We start from the raw sequence: 20,345 nt of genomic DNA on the forward strand, positions 1-20,345 counted from the left end.
CCAGCCGACAATGTGGTCGAAATTGCACTGATGTTTACATGCGGTGTGGTGGGAAAATGGAAAAGCTGGTTCGCAGAGGCTTTGCGCGCTCATCCGTGTGACCGCGTCGATCTCTGCGCTCCCACTCTTGCCCACTACCGACCAAACACGGCCGGAACTGAGCGGTGGGACGGCCATACGCCCTGCATCACGCTCCAGCACGGCCGAGCGCGGCACCGCACGCACAACGAGGTTTTCAAGTGTTTCCTGGTCTGGCAGCTGAGGGGGAGCCCGAGCAATATGCTGCCTACTCCAGACATGTGAGGGGGAAGCCATGACCGCTGAGGTCGAAGTGGCGGTTCAGCCGGGGAGCGGCAGATTTGCTCCAGAGGATCAGCCATGGCTCGACCAGGTCGCGGCCCTGCACACGGCGCTACGCGAAGAGGTGGGGGCGGTCGTCCGGCGCGGTGTGCCCCAGCCGGGCGAGAAGGGCGCCTTCGACACAACGGTGCTCGCGTTGGGATCTTCCGGCGCGCTGACTGCTGCCGTGGCGTGCTTCCGGGCCTGGCTGGCCCGGGACAAGTCCAGGACATTGACCGTTACCTGGACCGATGGTGCGGGAGCCGAGCAGAGGCTGCAGGTCATCGGCGACAACATCGACCAGGCGTCCTTCCAGGCGCTCACCGAGGCACTCGGGAGCCGGTTAGGGGACAGCTGATGGCGGAGAGCCAACGCTACCGGGGGCTGCTGATCGGCAACGCCACCTTCCCCCGCGACCCGCACGCCCTGCCCGCCCTCAACGGCCCCCTGGACGACATCGCAGAGCTGAGGCAGGTGCTGACAGACCCACAGGTCGGGCTGTTCGACCCCGCCGATCTCGAAGCCCTTCCCGACCACGGCATCCAGGACCTCAGGGAAAAAGTCGACGACCTTTTCACCACTGCCACCCGCGGGGACGTGCTGCTGCTGTACTACAGCGGCCACGGCCAGCTGGACGAACGCGGCATCCTCTACCTGTGTGCCAACGACAGCCGTACCACCGGTCTGCGAGCCTCTGCACTGAGCGCCATCGAGATCAACAACATCATCGACGGTTCGCCGGCGACCAGCACGGTCGTCATCCTCGACTGCTGCTACAGCGGCGCGTTCAAGGGCACCGCCCCGTCAGCCCCGGTCGCGGGCCGTGGCCGCTACGTCCTCACCAGCAGCAGATCCACCCAGCTCGCCCAGGCGGCCGACCGCCCCGGCCAACCCAGCCCGTTCACCCGCCAGCTCGTCCGCGCCCTGCGCACCGCGCAATCCGGCAAGGCCGCCGGTCACCTGACCGTCGTCGAGGTCTACCGGCAGGTGCACCACTGGATGACCGCGGACACCGTCATCGCCCCGCAGCTGAGGTTCGCCGGGGAAGGCGACGTGGCCATCGCCCGCCGCCCGATCCCGCTCCGACCCGCGCCACTGCGGGAGACCGAGCCACCCAGCGCAACGCACCTCCGCCCATCTTCCCCCGACAAGCCGCGAGCCCCTGGCGGAACACCTGCCCGCGCGGACACCCCCGTCCCGGGCTCCCTCTCGGCCGCGCAGCGACCGGCCTCTCCGGCGCAGCTGGCCGAGTCGCAGACCACCATGGGTGGCGACCGCGGGCACACACCTGCGGACACATCCGAGCCCGCGCGGAAGCCGATTCCCCGACGGGCCGCCATCGCCTTTGGAGCCGCGATCCTGGCAGGCAGCCCGCCCCCCGGCCGTGACACCAAGCGGCGGCGGCGACTCGTCCTCTCCCTGATCGCGGTCGGTGTCGTGGCCGTCTCCCTCGCTGTCTATGTCGGCACCCAGCTGCCTGGCGACCAGAACGACCACAAGGGCACCGCAGACGGCAAGCCGGACCGGACGTCCACCCTCAAGCCTTCAACGGACGGCTCTGCCGGGCGCTCCAGCGACACTACTTCGGCCGGGACTTCCGCAACGCCCTCCGCAGCCGGGGGCGGATCCGCGCATGGCGGCAATTCGTCAAGCGGTGGAGCCGGCGGCTCATCCAGCAACGACACCACCGGCGGCTCACCCGGGAGTGCGTCCGGGGATGCGTCCGGCGGCAAGACCACCGGCGGCAAGCCCACCGGCGGGTCGGGTGACGCGGGCGGCTCCCGCGGAAGCAATGGTTCCAGTGGGGCGTCGACCCCGGCGACACCGCCCGCGTCCAACGACCGCTTCCAGCTCAGGGACGTCGGCCACGGCAAGTGCCTGGCCGTGTCCTACGGCGTCGTGTTCGCCACCTGCGCGGACAGCCCGGCGACCAACTGGACCGCAAAGGCCGGCTCGGGCGGTTCCTACACGCTGTACAACGAGTCCGCCGACCAATGCCTGAATGTCAACATCAATCAGCTGTCCATGGCCGACTGCGGCTCCAGCGGCCAGAGCTGGCGCACGGGTACCAGCAGCACCGTCGTGAACCTGGACAGCAGCCTGTGTCTCGAGGAGAGGTCCGGCTGGCCGGTCATGGGGTCCTGCGAGCCGTCGAAGTCGACTCAGCACTGGGCGAAGGAGTGATCTAGCGCCCTGAAGGTGCGAGGCAGGCTTCACCCGCCGTCTGCCCCAAGGACGCGCCTGGGGGCCGACGGGGCCGCACCCCGGTCGTGACGGCCAACGGGCGGAATTCTGTACGCCTGTCGGTGGCCGGGCTGATCGCCACGTGGCCCGGCTCCCGCACCCGGCTGTGCCACCGCCTGCGCTCCCACCCTGCGGGCAGAGGCAAACGCCGCAGCAGGGGCGAGCGCGAATTCATCACCCTGATCGGGGGCCCACCAACTGGTCAAGGCGCCGATCGTGCTGGTGCCAGAAGGGCTGAACACCCACGTCTCCCATGCCGTGCGTGAGCTGATCAACCAGCGTGAGTAGCTGACGGTGTTCCTACTGCCCGCCTACTCGCCCGACCTCAACGCCGTGGAATGGGTCTGGGTGCACGTCGAGCTCAGCCTGGCCAACCTCGCCATGGTCGCCCTCGACGGACTCGAAGCTCCCGTACGCAACCGACTCAAACGCCTCCAGTACCGGCCCGAGACCCTCGACGGCTTCATAGTCGACACCGGCCTGACCCTCGACACCCCAACGTCACCCTGACACGCCGCGTGAGGGACCGTGCTCGTCACGCCACCGCTTGGTGGCGCTGCCCGCCATGACCACCGATACGACGTCTTCGGCAAGTTCTGGCGTGATGGGCAGGTGCCCGAAGAGCACACGGTAGTACGTGGTCGACGCCAGCATGTCCAGCAGAAGATCGATGTCCGCATCGGGCCGGATGTCACCCCGGTCGATGCCGCGACGCAGCGCTTCGGCAGTGGTGGCGCGGCGCGGATGGAAGAAGGTGTCCTTGAACTCCTTTTCCAGTCGGGGGTCGTCGGCGAGGTCCGCAACGAGCCCCGGCAGCGCTCTTCGGCCCACGGTGCTGGTGAACGCCTCGCTGAGGGTGCCGATTCCGGCAATGAGGTCGCAGTGCGTGCAGCCGGTGTCGGGGGTCGGCGTAGTGCCGATGGTCCGGGCCAGAGCCGACACGACCAGGTGCTGGCGGGAGCGCCAGCGGCGACGTAGCGCGGGTGTGCTCGTACCGGCGCGGGCGGCCACCGCCTCCAGCGTGAGGCTGCCGTAACCGACCTCGTTGAGGATCTCCATCACCGCTTCGGGCACGGCCTCGTCGATTCGGGTATCCCGCGGCCTGCCGGAGGCTTTGCGGGCCCCGGCTCTTCCTCCGTCGCTCTTGGTGTTGACCATGCGGCAAGTATAGGTAGCATTCAATTACGTTCCGATGTAGAACGGAATGAAATCTCTCGAGGAGTCCACTCCATGTCCCACACCTCCGCCGACGCGAAGGACAGCGACCCCGCGCACGCCCCTGAAGAAGCCCCACCCTCTCCCCCCGCAGAGAACGGAACCGGTAAGGAGGGCGTCTTCTCGGGCACGTACCGCGCGCTCACCCTCGGCGTCCTGCTGTCGGTCGGCATGGTCGCGTTCGAGTCCCTCGGGGTGGCCACCGTGCTGCCCGGCATCGCGGAGGACCTCGACGGCCTGGGCGCTTATGGGTGGGGCCTGTCGGCACTGATGCTCGCCAACATCATCGGCACCGTGCTCGCCGGGCGCGCCGCCGACCGCCAGGGCCCCTGGCGCCCGATGGCCCTGGGCATGCTCGTTTTCGCGGCGGGCTGCGCGGTGGCCGGGGCCGCACCCTCCTGGCCACTGTTCCTGGTCGGCCGCTTCGGACAGGGTCTGGGCGTAGGTGCCGTCATGTCCATGGCCTACACCATGATCGGACTTGCCTACCCCGAGCGCCTGCGGGCCCGGATGTACGCCCTGGTGTCCTCGGCCTGGACGCTACCTTCCCTCGTCGGCCCCGCTGTCACAGGCATCCTCGCCGACCTCATCACGTGGCGCTCGGTCTTCCTGCTCATGCTGCCGATTGCCGCCGTGGCCGCGCTGCTCACCCTGCCCGGCCTGCGCCGCCTGCACCGCGCAGAAGCAGCCGCCACCGCCCCGGCCCCGGCCGCTCCGTGGTGGAAGCGTCCGCTGCCCAGCGCGATCCTGCTCACCGTGGGCACCGGCGTACTGCTCCAGGCGCTGCTGCTGAAGAACCTCGTCCTGCTGATCGTGCTGGCCGTGGCCGGTGTCGCCATTGCTGTGCCCGCGCTGCGCTGGGTGACCCCGGAAGGCACCCTCAGCGCCCGGGCCGGCCTCGGTGCGGGTGTCGTCGTCCGTGGCCTGCTGTGCGGTGTCTATTTCGGCAGCGAAGCCTTCCTGCCCCTCGGGCTGCAGCAGCTGCGGGGCATGGGCACCACACTGGCCGGTCTGGGCCTGTCCGCCGGAGCCCTCACCTGGGTTGTCGGCTCAGGTCTGCAGGCCAAGCGGGACAACGGGAAGCATGGCACGCGCACGGCTTCCACCGTGCTGGGCTTCGCCATCCTGCTGGCGGGCGTCGCGCTGATCGCGCTGACGATCCTGACCAGCGCAATCCCCTCCTGGACCGCCCTGGTCGGATGGGCCATCGGAGGCCTCGGCATGGGTATCGGCTTCAACGCCTCCACCACCGACACCCTGGAGCAGGCCCCGCCGGAGCAGCAGGGTGAAGCCAGCGGCGCGCTGCAGCTCGCCCAGACCCTGGCGACCGGCGTGATCGCCGGGCTCGGCGGCGCGGCCATCGCATTCGCCCAGAACCACGGCGGCTCCACCCGCACCGCACTGCTGGGCGTCTTCGTCCTCACCGGCCTGCTCTCCATCGCGGGCATGCTGATCGCCCACCGGCTGCGCCCCAAGGCAGCACGGCAGGGCTGACCCCCGCAGCGCCGCGTCGGACCGCGTCACCACGCGCCTGACGGGGCGCTGCCGTACAAGCGCCAGAGCCCTGGGCCCTGTCGTCGAACTCCCGCTGAAAAAGAGACGACCGTGGACGAAGTACGTATGCTCGGCCTGTTCGCCGGCGCAACCACCGACCCCTTCGGGGAGCTTCTGCTGCGCGCACTCGCCGGGCCAGGGCCCAGCGGTGTACGCATTGACCTGTGCCAGGTGCCCGAGGATCTTCCCGCGCACGCCGACCCCAGCACCTCTTCCCTCCCGCCGCAGGTGCAGAAGCTGCGGGCGCTGGTGACGGACACGCACGCGCTGCTGATCGTTCTGCCCGAAGCTGACGGGCCACTGCCATGGCCTTGGTCCACAGCCCTGAATTGGCTCGGCTGGCCGTCCACGGGCTCTCCGCTGCCGGCCCTGCCGACCGCCGTACTGACCACGGAGGCCGCCGACACGCCCCTGCCTTCTTCGTTCACCTCCGCCGAGGAACTGCTCACCAGCGCGCGCTGCAACCTCATCGGCCCGCGGACCGTCGTTCCCTGCGCAGCCAGGACACTGCGCCCGCAGCCCGACGGGCGCGTACTGGTCACCGACCCCGGAGTCATGCTGCGACTGCTGATGCACATCCACCGAACCGCAGCGGCAGCCCGCTCCGCCGCCAGGGACTCCGGGCCACAGCAGTGAACACAATGAACACAACTGTGTCCCGCAACTGCACCGCTCCGGTTTCCTTCACGTACCGCACGCATGCCTGGATACCGCGCTGCCAGAACGTGTTCTCCGGCTCGATGACCCGCAGCTTCACGAACCGCGCAAGCAACGCCGGATCCCTGGGCGACGGAGGATTCTTCTTGTCGGTCGGCAGGGGTGTCGGTCGAGCAGGGCCAGCAGATCGTCCAGGTCGGAGGTGGTGAACCTCCACCGGAACAGCTGTGCGGTCGTGTTGTAACGGTCTTCGAATGCTCGGAGCCGGTCCTGGTCTGTTGGGCCGGTGCCTGCGGCAGCTAGGGTGCCGCCATGGCCACCACCCGCGCCCCTCGACCCTTCCTGGTGCAGCCCAGGGGGGCGTGCTCCACGGTGTTCGTCTCCCTCTTCGCTGCGGTCCTGGCGCTGGGCTCGGGGGGCGCGGCGGTGTTCTGCGTGGTGTCGGTGGCCACAGTCGACGGTGCGACCCCCGCAGTGGCGATTCCGGTGGTTGAGGCGCTGGTTGCTGCGGCCTTCGCGCTGGCCATGGTCAAGATAGTTCTCTTTCTCTGGGACAACCGGCGCGCGACTGTGGAACTGGCCGCCGTCGGCGTCGACGCGAAGGCCCTGGTCCTCTCGGCGGTCTTTTCGCCGCTGGGGGGCGAAGAGCGCCCCGACGTCCGGCTCCATGTGCGGATCAGCGGACCCGGGTTCGAGCCGTTCGAGACCGACAACACGGTGGAGGTCCATCTATATCCCGGTGTTGCCGAGGGCGCGGTACTGCGGGCCCGGGTCAACCCGGCCAACCTCAACTTCTCGATGTAGTCGGCGCTGCCCTGGCCGGTACGGATTCGTTCGGGCCGACGGTGCCGATGGCGGTCAGCTCCGGCGGTCAGCGCAAGGCGGTGAAGTCCAGCCGGATCGTCCGCGTCTGCTTCCGGATGCGTATGGGGGCGGGCCCGATGACCGCTTTCACCGGTTCGACAAGGTGGGGCTCGGAGCGCGGCGGCCGGGGTGGACGGGTGAGACGGCGGGCCATGAGGGTGATGAAGGTCCAGGTGATGTGGGCCTCGCTGTGGGAGATGAGCCGCTCGTAGTCGCGTACGTTTCTCCTGGCCCTTGCGGCGGGGCACCGTCTTGAGGGTGATGCCGAGGAAGTTGTGGGACCAGTCGACGAGGGTTCCGCCGTAGGCGGAGTCTGCCCAGGCGACGGCGACTTCGGGATGGGTCAGACGCAGACGGAACAGCTGGTCACGGGCGGGGATACTGTCCTGCGGCGAGGCCTTGGTGAGGCACTGTCACGTTGGCTGACAGGATGGGATGATCTTCAGGTTGGTCATTCTGGGAGGGGTTGTCCGTGGGCTGTACTCCGCCGTCGTACAAGGGGCACCGGTACCCGGTTGAGGTGATCTCCCGCTGCGTGCGGCTGTACTTCTGCTTCCCGCTGTCATTCCGTGAGGTGGAGGAGCTGATGCTCGAGCGCGGTGTGATCGTCTCGTACGAGACGATCCGGCGTTGGTGCGCAAAGTTCGGCCAGATCTATGCGAATGAACTGCGCCGACGCCAGCCACGGCCGGGTGACAAGTGGCACCTGGACGAGGTCTTCGTGAAGATCAACGGCGAGCGGAAATATCTGTGGCGGGCCGTCGACGCCGACGGTAACGTGCTCGACATCCTTCTCCAGGGCCGCCGGGACAAGGCCGCGGCCCGGCGCTTCTTTCGCACACTGCTCAAGAAGATCTGCTCGGTGCCGCGGGTGGTGGTCACCGACAAGCTCCGTTCCCACGGCGCGGCCCACCGCGAGGTGATGCCCTCCGTCGAACACCGTTCCCACAAGGGTCTGAACAATCGGGCGGAGAACTCGCACCAGCCCACCCGGCAGCGCGAACGGGCGATGAAGGGCTTCCGCTCCGCCGGCGCCGTACAAAGGTTCCTGTCCGCCTTCAGCGGCATCTCACCCCACTTCAGGCCCCGCCGCCACCTGATGACCGCCGCCCACTACCGCGCCGAGATGACCATCCGCTTCGCGATCTGGGACCAGATCACCGGCGCGACCGCCTTGCCCGCCGCGGCCTGAGCCCGGAGCCGGAACCCGGCCCCACCACCCCCGACACGCCGTCAGGCACTCACACCTGCACAATGTGACAGCGCCTTCCGTAGGCCTCCGAAGTCAGCATTCCGTCCGGTGTTTCACCCGGATCGAGGAATACGGGAACGGTCAGGGAAGCGATCTTCCCTTGACCGGGTTTGATTCGCAGGGCGAGTCCGGCCGTTTGCACGATATCGATCATCGATCCCCGTGCATCGCAGAATGCAACGGAGTCACAATTCGCTGTATCGACACCCTCGCCCAGTACCTTCACCGAGCTTGGTAGGCGAGACGTTCCTCGTCGCTGCGCGCCGGGTCCGGGCCGGGGGTACCGGGGAAGGCGTGGTGGCGAAATGCTGCCTGCCCTGGCAGGTTGTCGCCGGCCATGCTCCGCGGGCAAGGTCCTGGCCGGCCAGAGGTGTGCACTACGGCGGCGTCGCCGCTGGGGCGGCCGCAGCCGGGCCGGGCTGACACGGCGGCAGCCGAGGCCCAGGCCGTACCGGCATCCGGGGGCGGGACGCCCATACAGCCGCGCGGTTGCGCCTGGAGCCTCGGGCGCTTGCCGCGCGGGCCTGGTCCCCGACCTCGCCCGGCGCGTCCCGGAGGCAGGTGTGGGTCAGGTGCCGGACGGGGTGTCAGGTCTGGTTCCGGACAGCGCGTCGGTGTAGATGCCCGTCATCGCGGTCACAGCCCGTCGGCGGTCCAGGGCCGGGTCCAGGCGGTGCTGGACGTTGATGCCCAGGGTGCCGCCGAGCAGCGCCGCCGCGACGGCCTCCGGGTCGGTGACGTGCGCACCAGTCGCGCGCAGGTGGTCGGCGTACAGGCCGCGGATCTTGGCGTACTCCTCGGCGTACGTCGTGCGCAGGGCCGACTCGCGGCTCACCGCCTCGATCAGGAGTGTCGAGAAGATGTGCGCCTCGGGCCGGGACATCAGGGCGAAGTTCGCCTCGATCAGGGCCTCGATTCCGGTGTCCGGCCCGGCGACGGCCAGGCGTTCGCGCATGAAGTCCGTGCCCCATCGGAACGCTTCCTCGATCACCGCCTTCAGCAGCCCGTCCTTCGAGCCGAAGTGCCAGGCCACGGAGCCCCGGCTGATGCCGGAGCGCTCCGCCACAGCCTGGACGGATGCCGCGGCGGACCCGCCCTCGGCGGCGAGTTCCCACGCGGCGGCCACCAGCCGGCGCTGGGTCTCGGCGGAGATCTCCTGCTTGCGGGTCGCACCCACGGGTGTCCTTCCCAACGTTGCGGCGGCCTGACACGGCCGATTCTGTCACGCCGGCCGGGCGGCGCCGGGGCCGGCAGGCTCTTGCCTATGCTATCGGTCCAATTCTATGCTGAGTGTCCAATAACTAAGAAAGGTTTCGTCATGGAACTGATCGACCTCACCAGGACGCTGGACCCCGCCGACCGCGAGCGGCTCCCCGAGCAGCTGCGCCCGCTCGCCCCGGTGATCGCGCCGGCCGTGGCCTACGCGCACCCGACCGGCGAGGGCCGAGACCAGTTGGCCGCCGCCATGCACTGCAGCGTCGAGGACCTGCCCGACGGCGAGGGCTGGGGCGCGGAACTGCTCACCGACTTCAACTCCCACCTCGGCACCCACGTCGACGCCCCGCTGCACTACGGCTCGACCTGCGAGGGCAGGCCCGCCCGCACCATCACCGACATCGCCCTGGACGAGCTGTGGTGCGAGGCGCTCGTGCTGGACCTGCGCGACCGGTGCGAACCGGACGCCCCGATCACAGTCGAGGCTCTGGAGTCCGCCCTCGCCGACAACGGCGCCCCGGTCCCGGCCGGCGGAGCGGTCCTGCTGCGCACCGGCCAGGAGCGCTACGGGCTGTCCGACCCCGAGTTCTTCCGCTACCCGGGCATGAGCCGCGAGTCGACTCTGCTCCTGGCCGACCTCGGGGCCAAGGTCCTGGGCACCGACGCCGCGGGCTGGGACCTGAGCTTCCCCGTGATGGCGCGCAAGTTCCGCGACAGCGGCGACAACTCCGTGCTGTGGGACGGCCACCGGGCCGGCCGCGAGCGGGAGGTCTTCATCGTCCAGCAGCTGGCGAACCTCGCCGCACTGCCTCCGTCGGGGTTCCGGGTGGCGTTCTTCCCGATCAAGATCGCCCGCGCGAGCGCCGCCCCCGCCCGCGTCGTGGCCTTCGTCTGACCCCCGATCCCCGCAGACCGACCCCCGCACCCTGCCGAGGAGAGGAACCGACCATGAAACTCGCAACCGTGGAGCACGACCGCATCGAGCGGACCGCGCTCGTACTCGATCAGGGCGAGCGCCTGCTGCTGCTCGACCGCGCCCATCGCCTGGTGACCGGCGAGCACGCCCCAGCGCTGACCACCATGCAGACGATCATCGACGGCGGCGAACCCGCGCGGCAGACCCTGGAGCGGCTCGCCGCACAGGCCCCGCCCGAAGCGGTCGTCGCCGCATCCGAGGTGCGCTGGCTCTCCCCGCTGCCCAGGCCCGTACAGATCCGGGACTTCGGCAGTTTCATGGATCACTTCCGCAACGCCCGCTCCCGGATCCAGGGCATCCCGGCCGATCAAGTCGAACTGCCCGTCATCATGCTCGAACGCCCGCTGTACTACGTGACCAACCGGCTCTCCGTTACCGGCCACGACAGCGACATCCACTGGCCCGCGTACTCCTCCGTGCGGGACTACGAGCTGGAATTCGCCTGCGTGCTGGGCCGCGACGGCACGGACATCCCTGCAGCGGACGCTCCGTCGTACATCTTCGGCTACACGATCTTCAACGACTTCAGCGCCCGCGACACCCAGCTGGAGGAGATCGCCACCGGGCTGGGCCTGAGCAAGAGCAAGGACTTCACCGACTCGAACGTCCTGGGCCCGTGGATCGTCACTGCCGATGAGCTCGGCGACCCGTACCGGCTCACGATGACCGCCCGCATCAACGGCGAGGAGGTCAGCCGGGGCACGTCCTCCGACATGCACCACACTTTCGCCGACATGATCGCCTTCGCCTCCCAGTCGACCCGGCTGCACGCCGGAGAGGTCCTGTGCTCGGGCACCGTGCCCACCGGCTGCGGACTGGAGCACGGCCGCTACCTGGAACCCGACGACACCGTGGAACTCGAAGTCTCCGGCCTGGGCGTGCTGCGCAACCGAGTGGTGTCATGAACCGCGAAGCACTCATCCTCGGCGTCGGCGCCACCCCCTTCGGCCACCACCTCGACCGCAGTGCCGGCGACCTCGCCGGCCAGGCCGCACACGAGGCACTGCGCGACGCCGGACTCACCCCGGCCGACGCCGGCGCAGTTTTCCACGCCACGGTCAGCCAGAAGGCGATCGACGGCCAGCACATGATCCCTGGCCAGGTCGCCCTGCGCCCGCACGGGTTCGCCGGGGCACCCGTAGTGAATGTGGAGAACGCCTGCGCGGGCGGCGCCACGGCCCTGTGGCTGGCGATCGCCCACGTACGGGCGGGCCTGTCGGACGTAGCCCTGGCCGTCGGCGCGGACAAATTCGTCTGCGCTGATCCCGCCCAGGGGCTGGCTGTGTTCGACGGGGCCATGGACATCGCCCACCGCGAGGAGACCCTGGCCGCGCTCACCGCCCTGACCGACCCCCTGCCGCCCGAATTGACCGTGGACGGCGACCGGTCGGTGTTCATGGAGATCTACGCCTCCCTGGCCCGCGCCCACATGCAGCGCTTCGGAACCACCGAAGCCCACCTGGCCGCGATCTCGTCGAAGAACCACGCCCACTCCGTCCACAACCCCCGGGCCCACTTCCGCCGGGCGTTCACCGCGCAGGAGATCCTGACGGCGCGGCGGGTTGCGTGGCCACTGACGGTGCCGATGTGCTCACCGGTCAGCGACGGGGCCGCCGCCGTCGTCGTGACGCGCGCCGACTTCACCCGCGACGAGTCGGCCGTGGCGGTACTGAGCAGTGTCCTGTTGTCGGGCACCGACCGGGCGCCGGACGACGCCGGGCGGCACATCGGCCGCCGGGCCGCGCTCGCCGCCTACGAGAAGGCCGGCATCGGCCCGCAGGACGTCGACGTGGCGGAGGTCCATGACGCCACAGCCTTCGGCGAGATCCAGCAGGTGGAGAACCTGGGCTTCTGCCCGATCGGCGACGGCGGCCCATGGTCGGCCTCGGGCGCCGGCGCGCTCGGTGGCACCGTTCCGGTGAACCCGTCCGGAGGACTCGAATCGCGCGGCCACCCGGTTTCCGCCACCGGACTGGCGCAGGTCTTCGAACTGGTCACGCAGCTGCGCGGCCGGGCGGGCGAGCGCCAGGTCCCCGACGCGCGCATCGCCATCGCCGAGAACGGCGGCGGCCTCTACGGAATCGAAGAGGCGGTGGCCGCCGTGACCATCCTGGGGAGGACCCGATGACACCCGGCTACGCCGACCTGATCCTGTCGGCGCTGCGCAGGCGGCCCGAGCGCACCGCCTTCCGCTTCACCGGCGACGACGGGACAAAGCACACCTGGACCTACGGTGAGACCGCGGAACGGATCGAACGCACCGCGGCCGCGTTCGGACGACTGGGCCTCATGCCCGGCAACGGGCTCGCCCTGCTGTGCGGCCCGAACCCGCAGGCGTTCACCGTCATGGCCGCCGCCTGCCTGGCCGGACTGCGCTACACCGCCCTGCACCCGCTGGCCACCGCAGACACCGACCGGACCGTCCTGCGCGACAGCGCGTCCGACTACCTGGTCGTGGACGACACCCGCTTCGCCGCCCGCGCCCGCCCCGACGGCACCAAGGCGATCACCCTCGCCGAACTCAACCGCATCGCCGCCGACATACCCCCCGGCCCGAACGACCCGCGCGGCCCCGCGCTCTACCTCTTCTACACCGGCGGCACGACCGGCGAACCCAAGGGCGTGATGCTGCGCGACCGCTCACTGCTCGCCAACGCCTGGGCCTGCTCCACCTGGGCCTGGCCACCAGACACCCACTTCCTGATCACCACCCCCATGTCGCACGCCGCCGGGCTCCTCGTCGCCCCCGGCCTGCTCCACGGCGCCAGCTTCGAACTCCACCCCTCCTTCGACCCGGACCGCGTCATCGACGCGATCGAACGCGACGGAGTGAGCGCCACGTTCGTCGTCCCCACGATGCTGTACACCCTGCTCGACCACCCCCGCCTCCCCGCAGCCGACCTGTCGGGGCTGAACTGGGTCCTCTACGGTGCCGCCCCCGCCGCCCCCGCCCGGCTCGCCCAGGCACACCGGCTCCTCGGCCCCGTACTCAGCCAGCACTACGGCCAGGCCGAGGCCCCCAACGCGCTGACCGTCCTGGACCCAGCCCAGCACCGCGACGACCCGCACGTCCTGGGCAGCTGCGGTCGGCCGATGCCCGGCGTGGAGATCGCCCTGCTTGATCCGTATGGCCGGCACGTACCGGCAGGCGAGCCCGGCGAACTGTGCGCCCGAGGACCGCTCGTGATGGACGGCTACTGGAACAAGCCCGAACAGACCGCAACCGCGCTCGACGGAGGCTGGCTGCACACCGGCGATGTCGCCCGCCAGAACGACACCGGCCTGATCACAATCATCGACCGGATCAAGGACACCATCATCACCGGCGGATTCAACGTCTACCCGCGCGAGGTCGAGGACGCCCTCGCCACGCACCCGGCCGTCGCCGCCAGCGCCGTCTACGGCACCCCCGACCCGCACTGGGGCGAAGCTGTCACCGCCACCGTGGTCCTGCGCCCAGGACAGCAGGCCACCCCAGCCGATCTGACGAACCACGTCCGCGCCCGCAAGGGCGCACTCTGGGCCCCGAAACTGCTCCATCTCGCCGCTTCGCTGCCCCTCACCGCCCTTGGCAAGATCGACAAGAAGAAACTCCGCAACCAGCCCTGAACGGGGCTCGGGCGCGCAAACCGCCCCACTTCCTCAGATGACACACGGTCGGCGCCGAGCGCACCCTGGCGCGTGCTCCCGCGCCGGCCTCACGCTCGGTTTCTCCCATGGCCTTCGGAGATCGGCTGCCAACGGGCGGGCGAGACGGAGTTTGGTGTAGGCGGCGAGGATGAGCCAGGTCCACCGGTCGGCCGCTTCCGGGGCGCGGATCTTTGGGCAGGCCCAGCCGAGAGTCTGTTTGAACAGCTCATCCAGCTGCGGCTGTACTTCGTTCACAGCGCAGCACTGTCGATCACACCGCCTTCCGGCCGGGCGATTTTCGGGCGACCTCAACCGCTATCACACGAAGATCGGCACTCACGCTGCGTACGCGACCAGAAGAAGCGGACCAGAGCCGACAGTGAGCAGCGCTTGGCAGCAGTTCGGGAGGCGCTGCGGTGGCTGGCTCGTGTCAAATATTCACGGCTTTGGGCAGCAGCTCAGGGGCAGTAGGCGAGATCGGTCGTCTCCGCTTCCGAAGGGGCAGGGCAAAAGCGTTGGCTACGGGGGCAGGTGGTCTGTAGCGGCGGCACCGTTGCCGGGTGTCAGGCGCGTGGTCCATGTTGCTGCTCAAAGCCGTGAACATCGGCATCACTGCCGTGCGGGAGCCTCCCGCAGCGGTGAGCAACTGCTGACGCGAACCGTGAACAATGCCACAGACTCTCAGCGCGGGTCCTTGCGCATGCACCAGGTGCGAGGGCCGTTGTCAGGGAGCTGGACGTCGGCTGTGACCTTGAATCCGAGTCGCTCGTAGAAAGCCACGTTCCGTTCGCTGGAGGTTTCAAGGAACGCCGGGCATCCGGCGTGTTCGGCCTCTTCGAGGCCGGGAAGCAGCACTGCGCTGCCAAGGCCCTGCCCCTGGGCCTCGGGGGCGGTTCCTACCGTCTCCAGGAACCATCCCGGCTCCTGCGGCCGGTAGGGCGCGACGGCCTGCTCAGCAGAGGCAGAGGCAGCCACCCGATCACCGCTGAGTTCGCCGAGTATCGGGCCGAGCTCGGCGAATGCGGGCGAGGGGTTCTGGCCGGGTACGGCCCAGACAGCCACAGCGCGGCCCCCGTCGGCTACCCACACCCGGCCGTACACCATTCCGATGCGGGTCAGGCACAGCTCCTGGTAACGCCGGATCCGGTCCTCGTGACCGTCGGCGGCGATCACGTGCCGGGTGAAGGGATAGTCGGCGAAGGCCCGGGCAAGAGTGTCGACCGCGGTGGGGACATCGGCGTCGGTGATGGAACGTACGGAAGGGGCGTTCTGGTGCTGCTGCATGTTCACCAAGCGACCTTGACAGCAGATTTGTTCCCTCGGCAACGCATTTTGGGCCGGGCACTCATGCCCTGCACAGTCCGGAGTCAGCCGACACTCAGCACCCCCTTCACGGAAAATGAGCTCGTACGTTCACTGCCGCACTCGATCTGGGTGTGCAGGTTGGTTGCGTGGAGTGCAGTTTCGCTGGGCCGCTACTTGGTGTGGTCGTCGGGCGATGCTTCGGTGTGGTTTCCGAAGGGGCTTGGTGCTGGTGGGCGGGTTGGGCTGGTTGAGGCTGAGTAACAAACATTGACGCTTGCTGGGGGTGGTGTGGTCTGGCTGGTTGGCAGGGGGCGGGAGCCGGTTGGGGGCATGCGGGTCCCAGGGCATGAGACGGGGTTGCGTGGCTGGGGTGGACGCGTCCGGGGCGGCCAGGCCGGGGTCTTTGTCCGGGGGAGGGGCTCATGCGGCCGCAGGTTGGCGAAGTGCAGGTCACGCTGTTGTTGGCTGGGCCATCATTTACCGACGTCTCATGCGGATGAAGGGCTGAACGTTGTGCTGATCTACGCTTTCCGTGATTCCCGCGGCACCTGGTACGGCGATCCTGACGCCGCCATCCACGACAGCCAGCCGGGTCGCGGGGTTTTGACCCTCCCGCCTACCGCGCCAGGCGAAGACCCTGGCCTGTTCGATGGCCAGCGGGTCGAGGTTCTCTACGCGGCATGTGATCTGGAAGCGAGCCAGACGAGCTACCGGCTCGAGGACGGTGACTCTTTGGTGGCCACCTGGCATGTCCACGAATTACTGTCTCCGGCCCACCAGTGTGTGCTCACGACCCCTGCTATCGCGCGGGATGCGTCGGCAGTGAGACTTGAGATCAGCAGTTCGCACCGCCGCTACAGCCTGCATGCCGACCTCCTGGCAGAGGGCCGCGCCGAGATCACTGTCGTCGTGTGCACCCCTGACGGCGTCATCCACGGTGAATTGACCGGAGAGGTGGACGCGTGTGACCTCAACGAGGTCGGCCGTCTTATCGCTTCCGTTCCCATCGCCTCCGCTGTGGAGACCCCTCCAACTGCCACTTCTCCGGCCCCCATCAAAGCCACCCGCCACGGCCAGGCTTGGACCCCCGAAGCCATCGCCTACCTTGAAGAGCATTACCGGGCGGGCAAGGGCCCAGAGCAACTGGCTGAGGAACTCGGGCGTAGCGAGAAATCCATCCGCTGGAAGCTGCACGGTCTCAAACTCGCGCCCTACCCCAGCGACCTCGTGCCCGATCCACGCCCTGCGGCTGAGCCGGAAGTACCCAGGGTGTACACCGTGGAGGCGAAGCGGCGACTGCACCCCCACGCATACAAACCCTGGGAGCCCGAAGACGAACAGCGGCTTGCCGAGCGCTGCGCCCAAGGCACCTCTCTGTCCGAGTTGTCGCAGGAATTCGGCCGCAACGAAGGTGCCATCGCCTCTCGGCTACTGAAGATCCAAGCGGAAGGGCCGGCCGCCGATGCCGCCTGGGAGTACGGCGGATAGGGCGACATCAAGCTGACGTGGATCGCTGTCTATGGCTGGCCGAGTTGTGCGTTGCCGAGCTTCGCCTGCGGGGCGCGCACAGCCGCCCCTGTTCTGTGGCGTACAGCGTCGGTCTACGCGGGGTGGATGCCGATGTTGGTGAGGAGGTGTTGCTGCTGGGGGTGGAGGGTGGTCCAGCGGGTGCGTTGCGTGTTGGCCCAGCGTTGGAGGGCGGGGGAGTGGGGCTGGCCGGTGTCTGGATCCAGCCACTCGCACCAGCATGGCCAGCGGGACCTGTCCGGGTGAGAAGCAGCGGTAGTACGCCAGTTCGCCGGTGCTGCGGTTGCGGCGGATCAGCAGTTGATGAGTATCGGGTTGGGGGTCGGTGAGGTCGATGACGGCCCAGTCGTAGGAGCGGTGGCCCTTTGCTCCGGCCCCGGCGGAGAGCTTCTGCCATGCCCGCCTGGGCAGCTTCTTGACGAGCGTGTCCCCGCGGAACTTCCCCGCGCTGGTGGTGACTTCGTGAGAGCGGGCCACCGCCAGGACATAGCCGGTGCCTCGCACCTCCAGGGCGCTTCGTAGCGTCGGGTTGCCGCCGTAGACCTCGTCGCCCGCGACCCAGGCAGCGCGGTGGCCGGCGTCCAGGAACCGGGTCACCATGCGGGCGGCCAGTTCCGGCTTGGTGGCGAAGGCGTTCTCCTGGTCGAGACCAGCGGCGCGGCAGCGGTTGGGGTCGGCGGTCCAGGAGCGCGGGACGTACAGTTCCCGGTCCACGGCGGCGTGCCCGCGCTGACCGGCGTAGACCAGGTAGACGGCGACTTGGGCGTTCTCGATCCGGCCCGCAGTTCCGGTGTATTGGCGCTGGACGCCGACCGTGGCGGTGCCCTTCTTCACGTCGCCGGTCTCGTCGACCACCAGTACCGCCTGGGCGTCGTGCAGGTGCTCGACGACGTAGTCGCGCACGTCGTCGCGGACCTGGTCCGCATCCCACTTCGCCCGCCCCAGCAGCTGCTGCGTGCCGACCGGTGTCTTCTCGTCAGCCCATTCGGCGATGGTCCAGCAGTTCTTGCGCGGCAGGTCCGACAGCAGCCCGAGTATCAGACTCCGGACCCGGCGCCGGGGTTCGACGCGGGCGAACCGGCCCGTGATGCGACCCATCAGGCCCTCGAACGTCTCCTGCCAGCGGGCAGGGTCTACGCTGTGACCTGCGGCCACCGCGTGATCGTTTGTCTTCACACGCCGATGATCAACGTTGGCCGTATTCATGTGCCGACCGGTCCTGGCCAACAAGACCGTCAGGTGTGCGGCCGACTGGAAACAGCCGAACGCCGCCGGTCATACCGGCTTGAGCACACCCCGCGCGATAACCGCCTCATGCAGACGCGCGGCCATCGAGGCCGCCTGCTCCGGCGACAGCGTCAGGACCCCGTGCTCTGTCATCAAGGCGTGGAACTGCTGCTCACGATAGGGAACGCCGGGCGGCAGGGCGGCGATGTGCCAGTGGAGATGCGCATTGCCGTGCTGGCTGCCGAGTGAGTACAGGTACGTGCGCTCCGGCTCGCAGACCGCCTCGACGGCGAGGGCGATCTCTCGGACGAACAGCATGAGCCGGCTGTAGGCCGCCTCATCCAGGTCGCGCACGACGTGCTCGACGTGCGCCCTTGGCGCGACCAGGACCTTGCCCGGCACCGTGGGCCACCTGTCCAGGAACGCCACGTGATCGGCATCCTCAAAGACCGTCGCATGCAGGTAGTCCGGGTTCCCAGCCAGGAACGCACAGACGAAGCAGAGGCCGGTTTGGCTCCGCTCCACGTACTTCTCAAGATCCATCGGCTGTCGATCCGTTGACACCTGCGCACCTCTCTGTAGGGGGTGCACCAGTCTGCCGCAGACCTACTACCTGCACCGGCGCAAAGAGGGCCATCGATTCAAGATCGGGATCTACAACTGGAGTATTAGTTGCTCCCTTCGGGGTTCTGGTAGATGCTGGCGGCCATTGATCCCAATTGCTTGTTGGCCTTTAGTGCCAGGTCGATCGCGTCGCTGACGCTGTTACTGGGGACGGGGATGTTGTTCACGTAGATCGCGAAGACGAGACGGTGACCATTCTTCGCGTCAACGTATCCTGCAAGCGCCTTGGTGGTGAGAGCCAGCTTGCCCTTGAAAGCGCCGACCAGGGTGCCGGTCTTCGCGCGAATGTGTCCTGCGGCAGGGTCGGTGTGCGCGATGACATCCGCGAGTGATCCATCGACGCCCAGGCTCGGCATAGAGTCGTAGAAGGTGCTGAAGTCGCGACTGCGGGAAAGATGCCGCAGCAACTCCGTCTGTGCGGCTGGTGTGGCCTTGTCCCCGGTCAAGCCTTGGGCATCGACGAGAGTGAACGAATTCGGGTCAATACCTGTGTCGGCGAGAAAGTTCCGCTCGATCTGCATTCCGTCGGCATAGGTGTGCTTGCCGTGATGGACTGCCATCAGCGGTGGCAAGAGGTTGGCGCCGAGATTGTGGCTGACCTTATTGATCAACTTGACGTATTCCCTGAAGGGCGGTGACGTGTACGTCGCCGAGACAGTCAAGGCCTTCACCTCCTCCGATGACGGAAGGTCGGAGCCGGGGTTGGATCCGAGCGTCGGGGCGCTGACGGTGACACCATTCCGCTCAAGAGCCTCGATGAGCACGGTGCGGGCAAATGCTGCGGGGTCGGGTACTTGGAATGTCGCCACGAATGGTGCGGTGGCGTCAGCGGGCACCGAGCCTCGAACCCGGATGTGCCCGGGGGCGTTGCTTTCGGTCTTCACCGTCGGCTTCGTGCCGGCGGGCGTGGTTGTGACGTTCGCATCGACGGTGAAGGCTGCCGTCTTGGGCCGCCAGTCGACCTTCGCCGGGTTGCCTGGCGTGCCGGGCGTGATGAGCAGGTCAATGAGGTTGTCGTTGACCACCGTTGGCATGACAGGCGTCCCACCGATCGACACCGGGTCCCAGAGCCGATTGTCGATGATCACGTTGCCGTCCACTTGACGGATGCCGCTTGCCGCGACCTGACGAGCCAGGTCATTGATGCCTGCCAGCGGGTCTTCCCGGGTGATGGTTGCCATTCCCGGCACGGCGTTTGCGTCGTAGTGGTCGAAGTCGGGGACGTCCAGTTGTCCTGCTGCAGTCGTCCGTCCGCCGAGAGCCAGATCGCCGCTTCCCACCATGATCAGGTTGCCCGTGAGTCGTCCGGCCTCCGATATCGCACCGCTGTGCACGATTGGCGTACGGAAACGGTGGTCGCTGCCGAGGTCGTCGAGGGCTGCGCCTACCGCGAAGGTCTTGGCTGTCGATCCAGTCATGAACTTGGATTCGGCGTTCTTCGACTGGAGGACTTTTCCTGTTTTCAGGTCGGCGACCTGCACGCCCCAGTCGCCTGTTGCCCACGGTGAGGCGTCCATGAGCTTTTGCAGCTCGGTGCTCACGCCTGGAGCGTTCGGAGACGCGGAATTCGAGTGATCCTTTGAGTCATTGGAGCACGCCGACATCGTGACGGCCGCAAGGGCCGATGCCACAGCTGCTGCGGCTGCGCGGGTACGCAGGCGGCGTGAATCGTATCCAGTAGCCTCCCGCCGTATGGTTCCCGCCCTCCGATGGACT

At 68.3% G+C, this 20,345-nt stretch carries 18 protein-coding genes and 4 pseudogenes; 13 read left to right on the top strand and 9 right to left on the bottom strand.

Features of this window, described 5'->3' with window-relative positions; all coding sequences use genetic code 11:
- Positions 1 to 313 precede the first annotated feature (313 nt).
- The 3 genes from ACFVT1_RS35505 to ACFVT1_RS35515 all read left to right on the top strand — a co-directional run bounded on the left by ACFVT1_RS35505 (position 314) and on the right by ACFVT1_RS35515 (position 3,093).
- Positions 314 to 697 (top strand): hypothetical protein, encoded by a 384-nt coding sequence (locus ACFVT1_RS35505; protein ID WP_389803379.1) that lies wholly within the window; start codon positions 314 to 316, stop codon positions 695 to 697.
- On the top strand, positions 697 to 2,523 hold the full coding sequence (locus ACFVT1_RS35510) for a caspase family protein (RefSeq protein WP_389803382.1): 1,827 nt from the start codon (positions 697 to 699) through the stop codon (positions 2,521 to 2,523). The genes ACFVT1_RS35505 and ACFVT1_RS35510 overlap by 1 nt, the downstream gene beginning before the upstream one ends.
- Positions 2,524 to 2,877: 354 nt before the next feature.
- The gene (locus tag ACFVT1_RS35515; RefSeq protein WP_389803384.1) at positions 2,878 to 3,093 is read left to right on the top strand and encodes a transposase; all 216 of its coding nucleotides are present in this window, start codon (positions 2,878 to 2,880) and stop codon (positions 3,091 to 3,093) included.
- On the opposite strand, the gene ACFVT1_RS35520 is transcribed toward ACFVT1_RS35515, so the two are convergent.
- A complete protein-coding gene (locus ACFVT1_RS35520) occupies positions 3,085 to 3,741 on the bottom strand; it encodes a TetR/AcrR family transcriptional regulator (RefSeq protein WP_389803386.1) in 657 nt (218 codons plus the stop codon). The genes ACFVT1_RS35515 and ACFVT1_RS35520 overlap by 9 nt on opposite strands.
- Before the next feature lie 72 nt (positions 3,742 to 3,813).
- Between ACFVT1_RS35520 and ACFVT1_RS35525 the strand changes: the two genes are divergently transcribed.
- The 4 genes from ACFVT1_RS35525 (at position 3,814) to ACFVT1_RS35540 (ending at position 7,085) form a co-directional block, all read left to right on the top strand.
- Complete coding sequence (locus ACFVT1_RS35525; RefSeq protein WP_389803389.1) at positions 3,814 to 5,292, top strand: MFS transporter; 1,479 nt, start codon at positions 3,814 to 3,816, stop codon at positions 5,290 to 5,292.
- 111 nt (positions 5,293 to 5,403) lie between these two features.
- Positions 5,404 to 5,988 carry a hypothetical protein gene (locus ACFVT1_RS35530; protein ID WP_389803392.1) on the top strand — a complete coding sequence of 195 codons (585 nt, stop codon included), beginning with the start codon at positions 5,404 to 5,406 and terminating at the stop codon, positions 5,986 to 5,988.
- Between the two features lie 333 nt (positions 5,989 to 6,321).
- Positions 6,322 to 6,813 (top strand): hypothetical protein, encoded by a 492-nt coding sequence (locus ACFVT1_RS35535; protein WP_389803394.1) that lies wholly within the window; start codon positions 6,322 to 6,324, stop codon positions 6,811 to 6,813.
- Positions 6,814 to 6,860: 47 nt separating this feature from the next.
- On the top strand, positions 6,861 to 7,085 hold the full coding sequence (locus ACFVT1_RS35540) for a hypothetical protein (RefSeq protein WP_389803528.1): 225 nt from the start codon (positions 6,861 to 6,863) through the stop codon (positions 7,083 to 7,085).
- Here the strand turns inward: ACFVT1_RS35540 and ACFVT1_RS35545 are convergent.
- Positions 7,007 to 7,280 (bottom strand): annotated as a pseudogene (locus tag ACFVT1_RS35545) (IS5/IS1182 family transposase); the annotation flags it as partial. The gene ACFVT1_RS35540 and the pseudogene ACFVT1_RS35545 overlap by 79 nt on opposite strands.
- Before the next feature lie 65 nt (positions 7,281 to 7,345).
- On the opposite strand from ACFVT1_RS35545, the gene ACFVT1_RS35550 reads away from it, so the two are divergent.
- The gene (locus tag ACFVT1_RS35550) at positions 7,346 to 8,065 is read left to right on the top strand and encodes an IS6 family transposase (protein WP_389803397.1); all 720 of its coding nucleotides are present in this window, start codon (positions 7,346 to 7,348) and stop codon (positions 8,063 to 8,065) included.
- A 76-nt stretch (positions 8,066 to 8,141) separates the two neighbouring features.
- On the opposite strand, the pseudogene ACFVT1_RS35555 reads toward ACFVT1_RS35550, so the two are convergent.
- Both ACFVT1_RS35555 and ACFVT1_RS35560 read right to left on the bottom strand, forming a co-directional pair.
- Positions 8,142 to 8,357 (bottom strand): annotated as a pseudogene (locus ACFVT1_RS35555) (hypothetical protein); the annotation flags it as partial.
- A gap of 336 nt (positions 8,358 to 8,693) precedes the next feature.
- The gene (locus tag ACFVT1_RS35560; RefSeq protein WP_389803399.1) at positions 8,694 to 9,302 is read right to left on the bottom strand and encodes a TetR/AcrR family transcriptional regulator; all 609 of its coding nucleotides are present in this window, start codon (positions 9,300 to 9,302) and stop codon (positions 8,694 to 8,696) included.
- Between the two features lie 141 nt (positions 9,303 to 9,443).
- Between ACFVT1_RS35560 and ACFVT1_RS35565 the strand changes: the two genes are divergently transcribed.
- Genes ACFVT1_RS35565 through ACFVT1_RS35580 form a run of 4 tightly spaced genes read left to right on the top strand, consistent with a single transcriptional unit; the run spans position 9,444 to position 13,925 of the window.
- The gene (locus ACFVT1_RS35565) at positions 9,444 to 10,235 is read left to right on the top strand and encodes a cyclase family protein (protein ID WP_389803401.1); all 792 of its coding nucleotides are present in this window, start codon (positions 9,444 to 9,446) and stop codon (positions 10,233 to 10,235) included.
- 53 nt (positions 10,236 to 10,288) lie between these two features.
- Entirely contained in the window at positions 10,289 to 11,221 is a 933-nt protein-coding gene (locus ACFVT1_RS35570; RefSeq protein ID WP_389803404.1) for a fumarylacetoacetate hydrolase family protein, read from the top strand.
- Positions 11,218 to 12,444: a thiolase family protein gene (locus ACFVT1_RS35575; RefSeq protein ID WP_389803407.1), complete on the top strand. Its 1,227-nt coding sequence runs from the start codon at positions 11,218 to 11,220 to the stop codon at positions 12,442 to 12,444. The genes ACFVT1_RS35570 and ACFVT1_RS35575 overlap by 4 nt, the downstream gene beginning before the upstream one ends.
- Positions 12,441 to 13,925, top strand: a complete 1,485-nt coding sequence (locus tag ACFVT1_RS35580; protein ID WP_389803409.1) for an AMP-binding protein — start codon at positions 12,441 to 12,443, stop codon at positions 13,923 to 13,925. Before ACFVT1_RS35575 ends, ACFVT1_RS35580 begins: the two co-directional genes overlap by 4 nt.
- Before the next feature lie 51 nt (positions 13,926 to 13,976).
- Here ACFVT1_RS35580 and ACFVT1_RS35585 read toward each other — a convergent pair.
- A pseudogene (locus ACFVT1_RS35585) lies at positions 13,977 to 14,171 on the bottom strand (transposase); the annotation flags it as partial.
- Positions 14,172 to 14,627: 456 nt separating this feature from the next.
- Positions 14,628 to 15,230 carry a GNAT family N-acetyltransferase gene (locus tag ACFVT1_RS35590; protein ID WP_389803513.1) on the bottom strand — a complete coding sequence of 201 codons (603 nt, stop codon included), beginning with the start codon at positions 15,228 to 15,230 and terminating at the stop codon, positions 14,628 to 14,630.
- Positions 15,231 to 15,764: 534 nt separating this feature from the next.
- Between ACFVT1_RS35590 and ACFVT1_RS35595 the strand changes: the two genes are divergently transcribed.
- Positions 15,765 to 16,739: a hypothetical protein gene (locus ACFVT1_RS35595; RefSeq protein ID WP_389803412.1), complete on the top strand. Its 975-nt coding sequence runs from the start codon at positions 15,765 to 15,767 to the stop codon at positions 16,737 to 16,739.
- A gap of 228 nt (positions 16,740 to 16,967) precedes the next feature.
- Here the strand turns inward: ACFVT1_RS35595 and ACFVT1_RS35600 are convergent.
- From ACFVT1_RS35600 to dacB, 3 genes and pseudogenes are all read right to left on the bottom strand, one after another.
- Positions 16,968 to 17,876, bottom strand: a pseudogene (locus tag ACFVT1_RS35600) (IS701 family transposase); the annotation flags it as partial.
- Between the two features lie 177 nt (positions 17,877 to 18,053).
- Positions 18,054 to 18,548 (bottom strand): HIT family protein, encoded by a 495-nt coding sequence (locus ACFVT1_RS35605; protein WP_389803414.1) that lies wholly within the window; start codon positions 18,546 to 18,548, stop codon positions 18,054 to 18,056.
- A 125-nt stretch (positions 18,549 to 18,673) separates the two neighbouring features.
- Positions 18,674 to 20,170 carry a D-alanyl-D-alanine carboxypeptidase/D-alanyl-D-alanine-endopeptidase gene (gene dacB, locus ACFVT1_RS35610; RefSeq protein ID WP_389803417.1) on the bottom strand — a complete coding sequence of 499 codons (1,497 nt, stop codon included), beginning with the start codon at positions 20,168 to 20,170 and terminating at the stop codon, positions 18,674 to 18,676.
- Positions 20,171 to 20,345: the final 175 nt, after the last annotated feature.

This window comes from Streptomyces sp. NPDC057963 (assembly GCF_042887155.1).
Classification (GTDB): domain Bacteria; phylum Actinomycetota; class Actinomycetes; order Streptomycetales; family Streptomycetaceae; genus Streptomyces.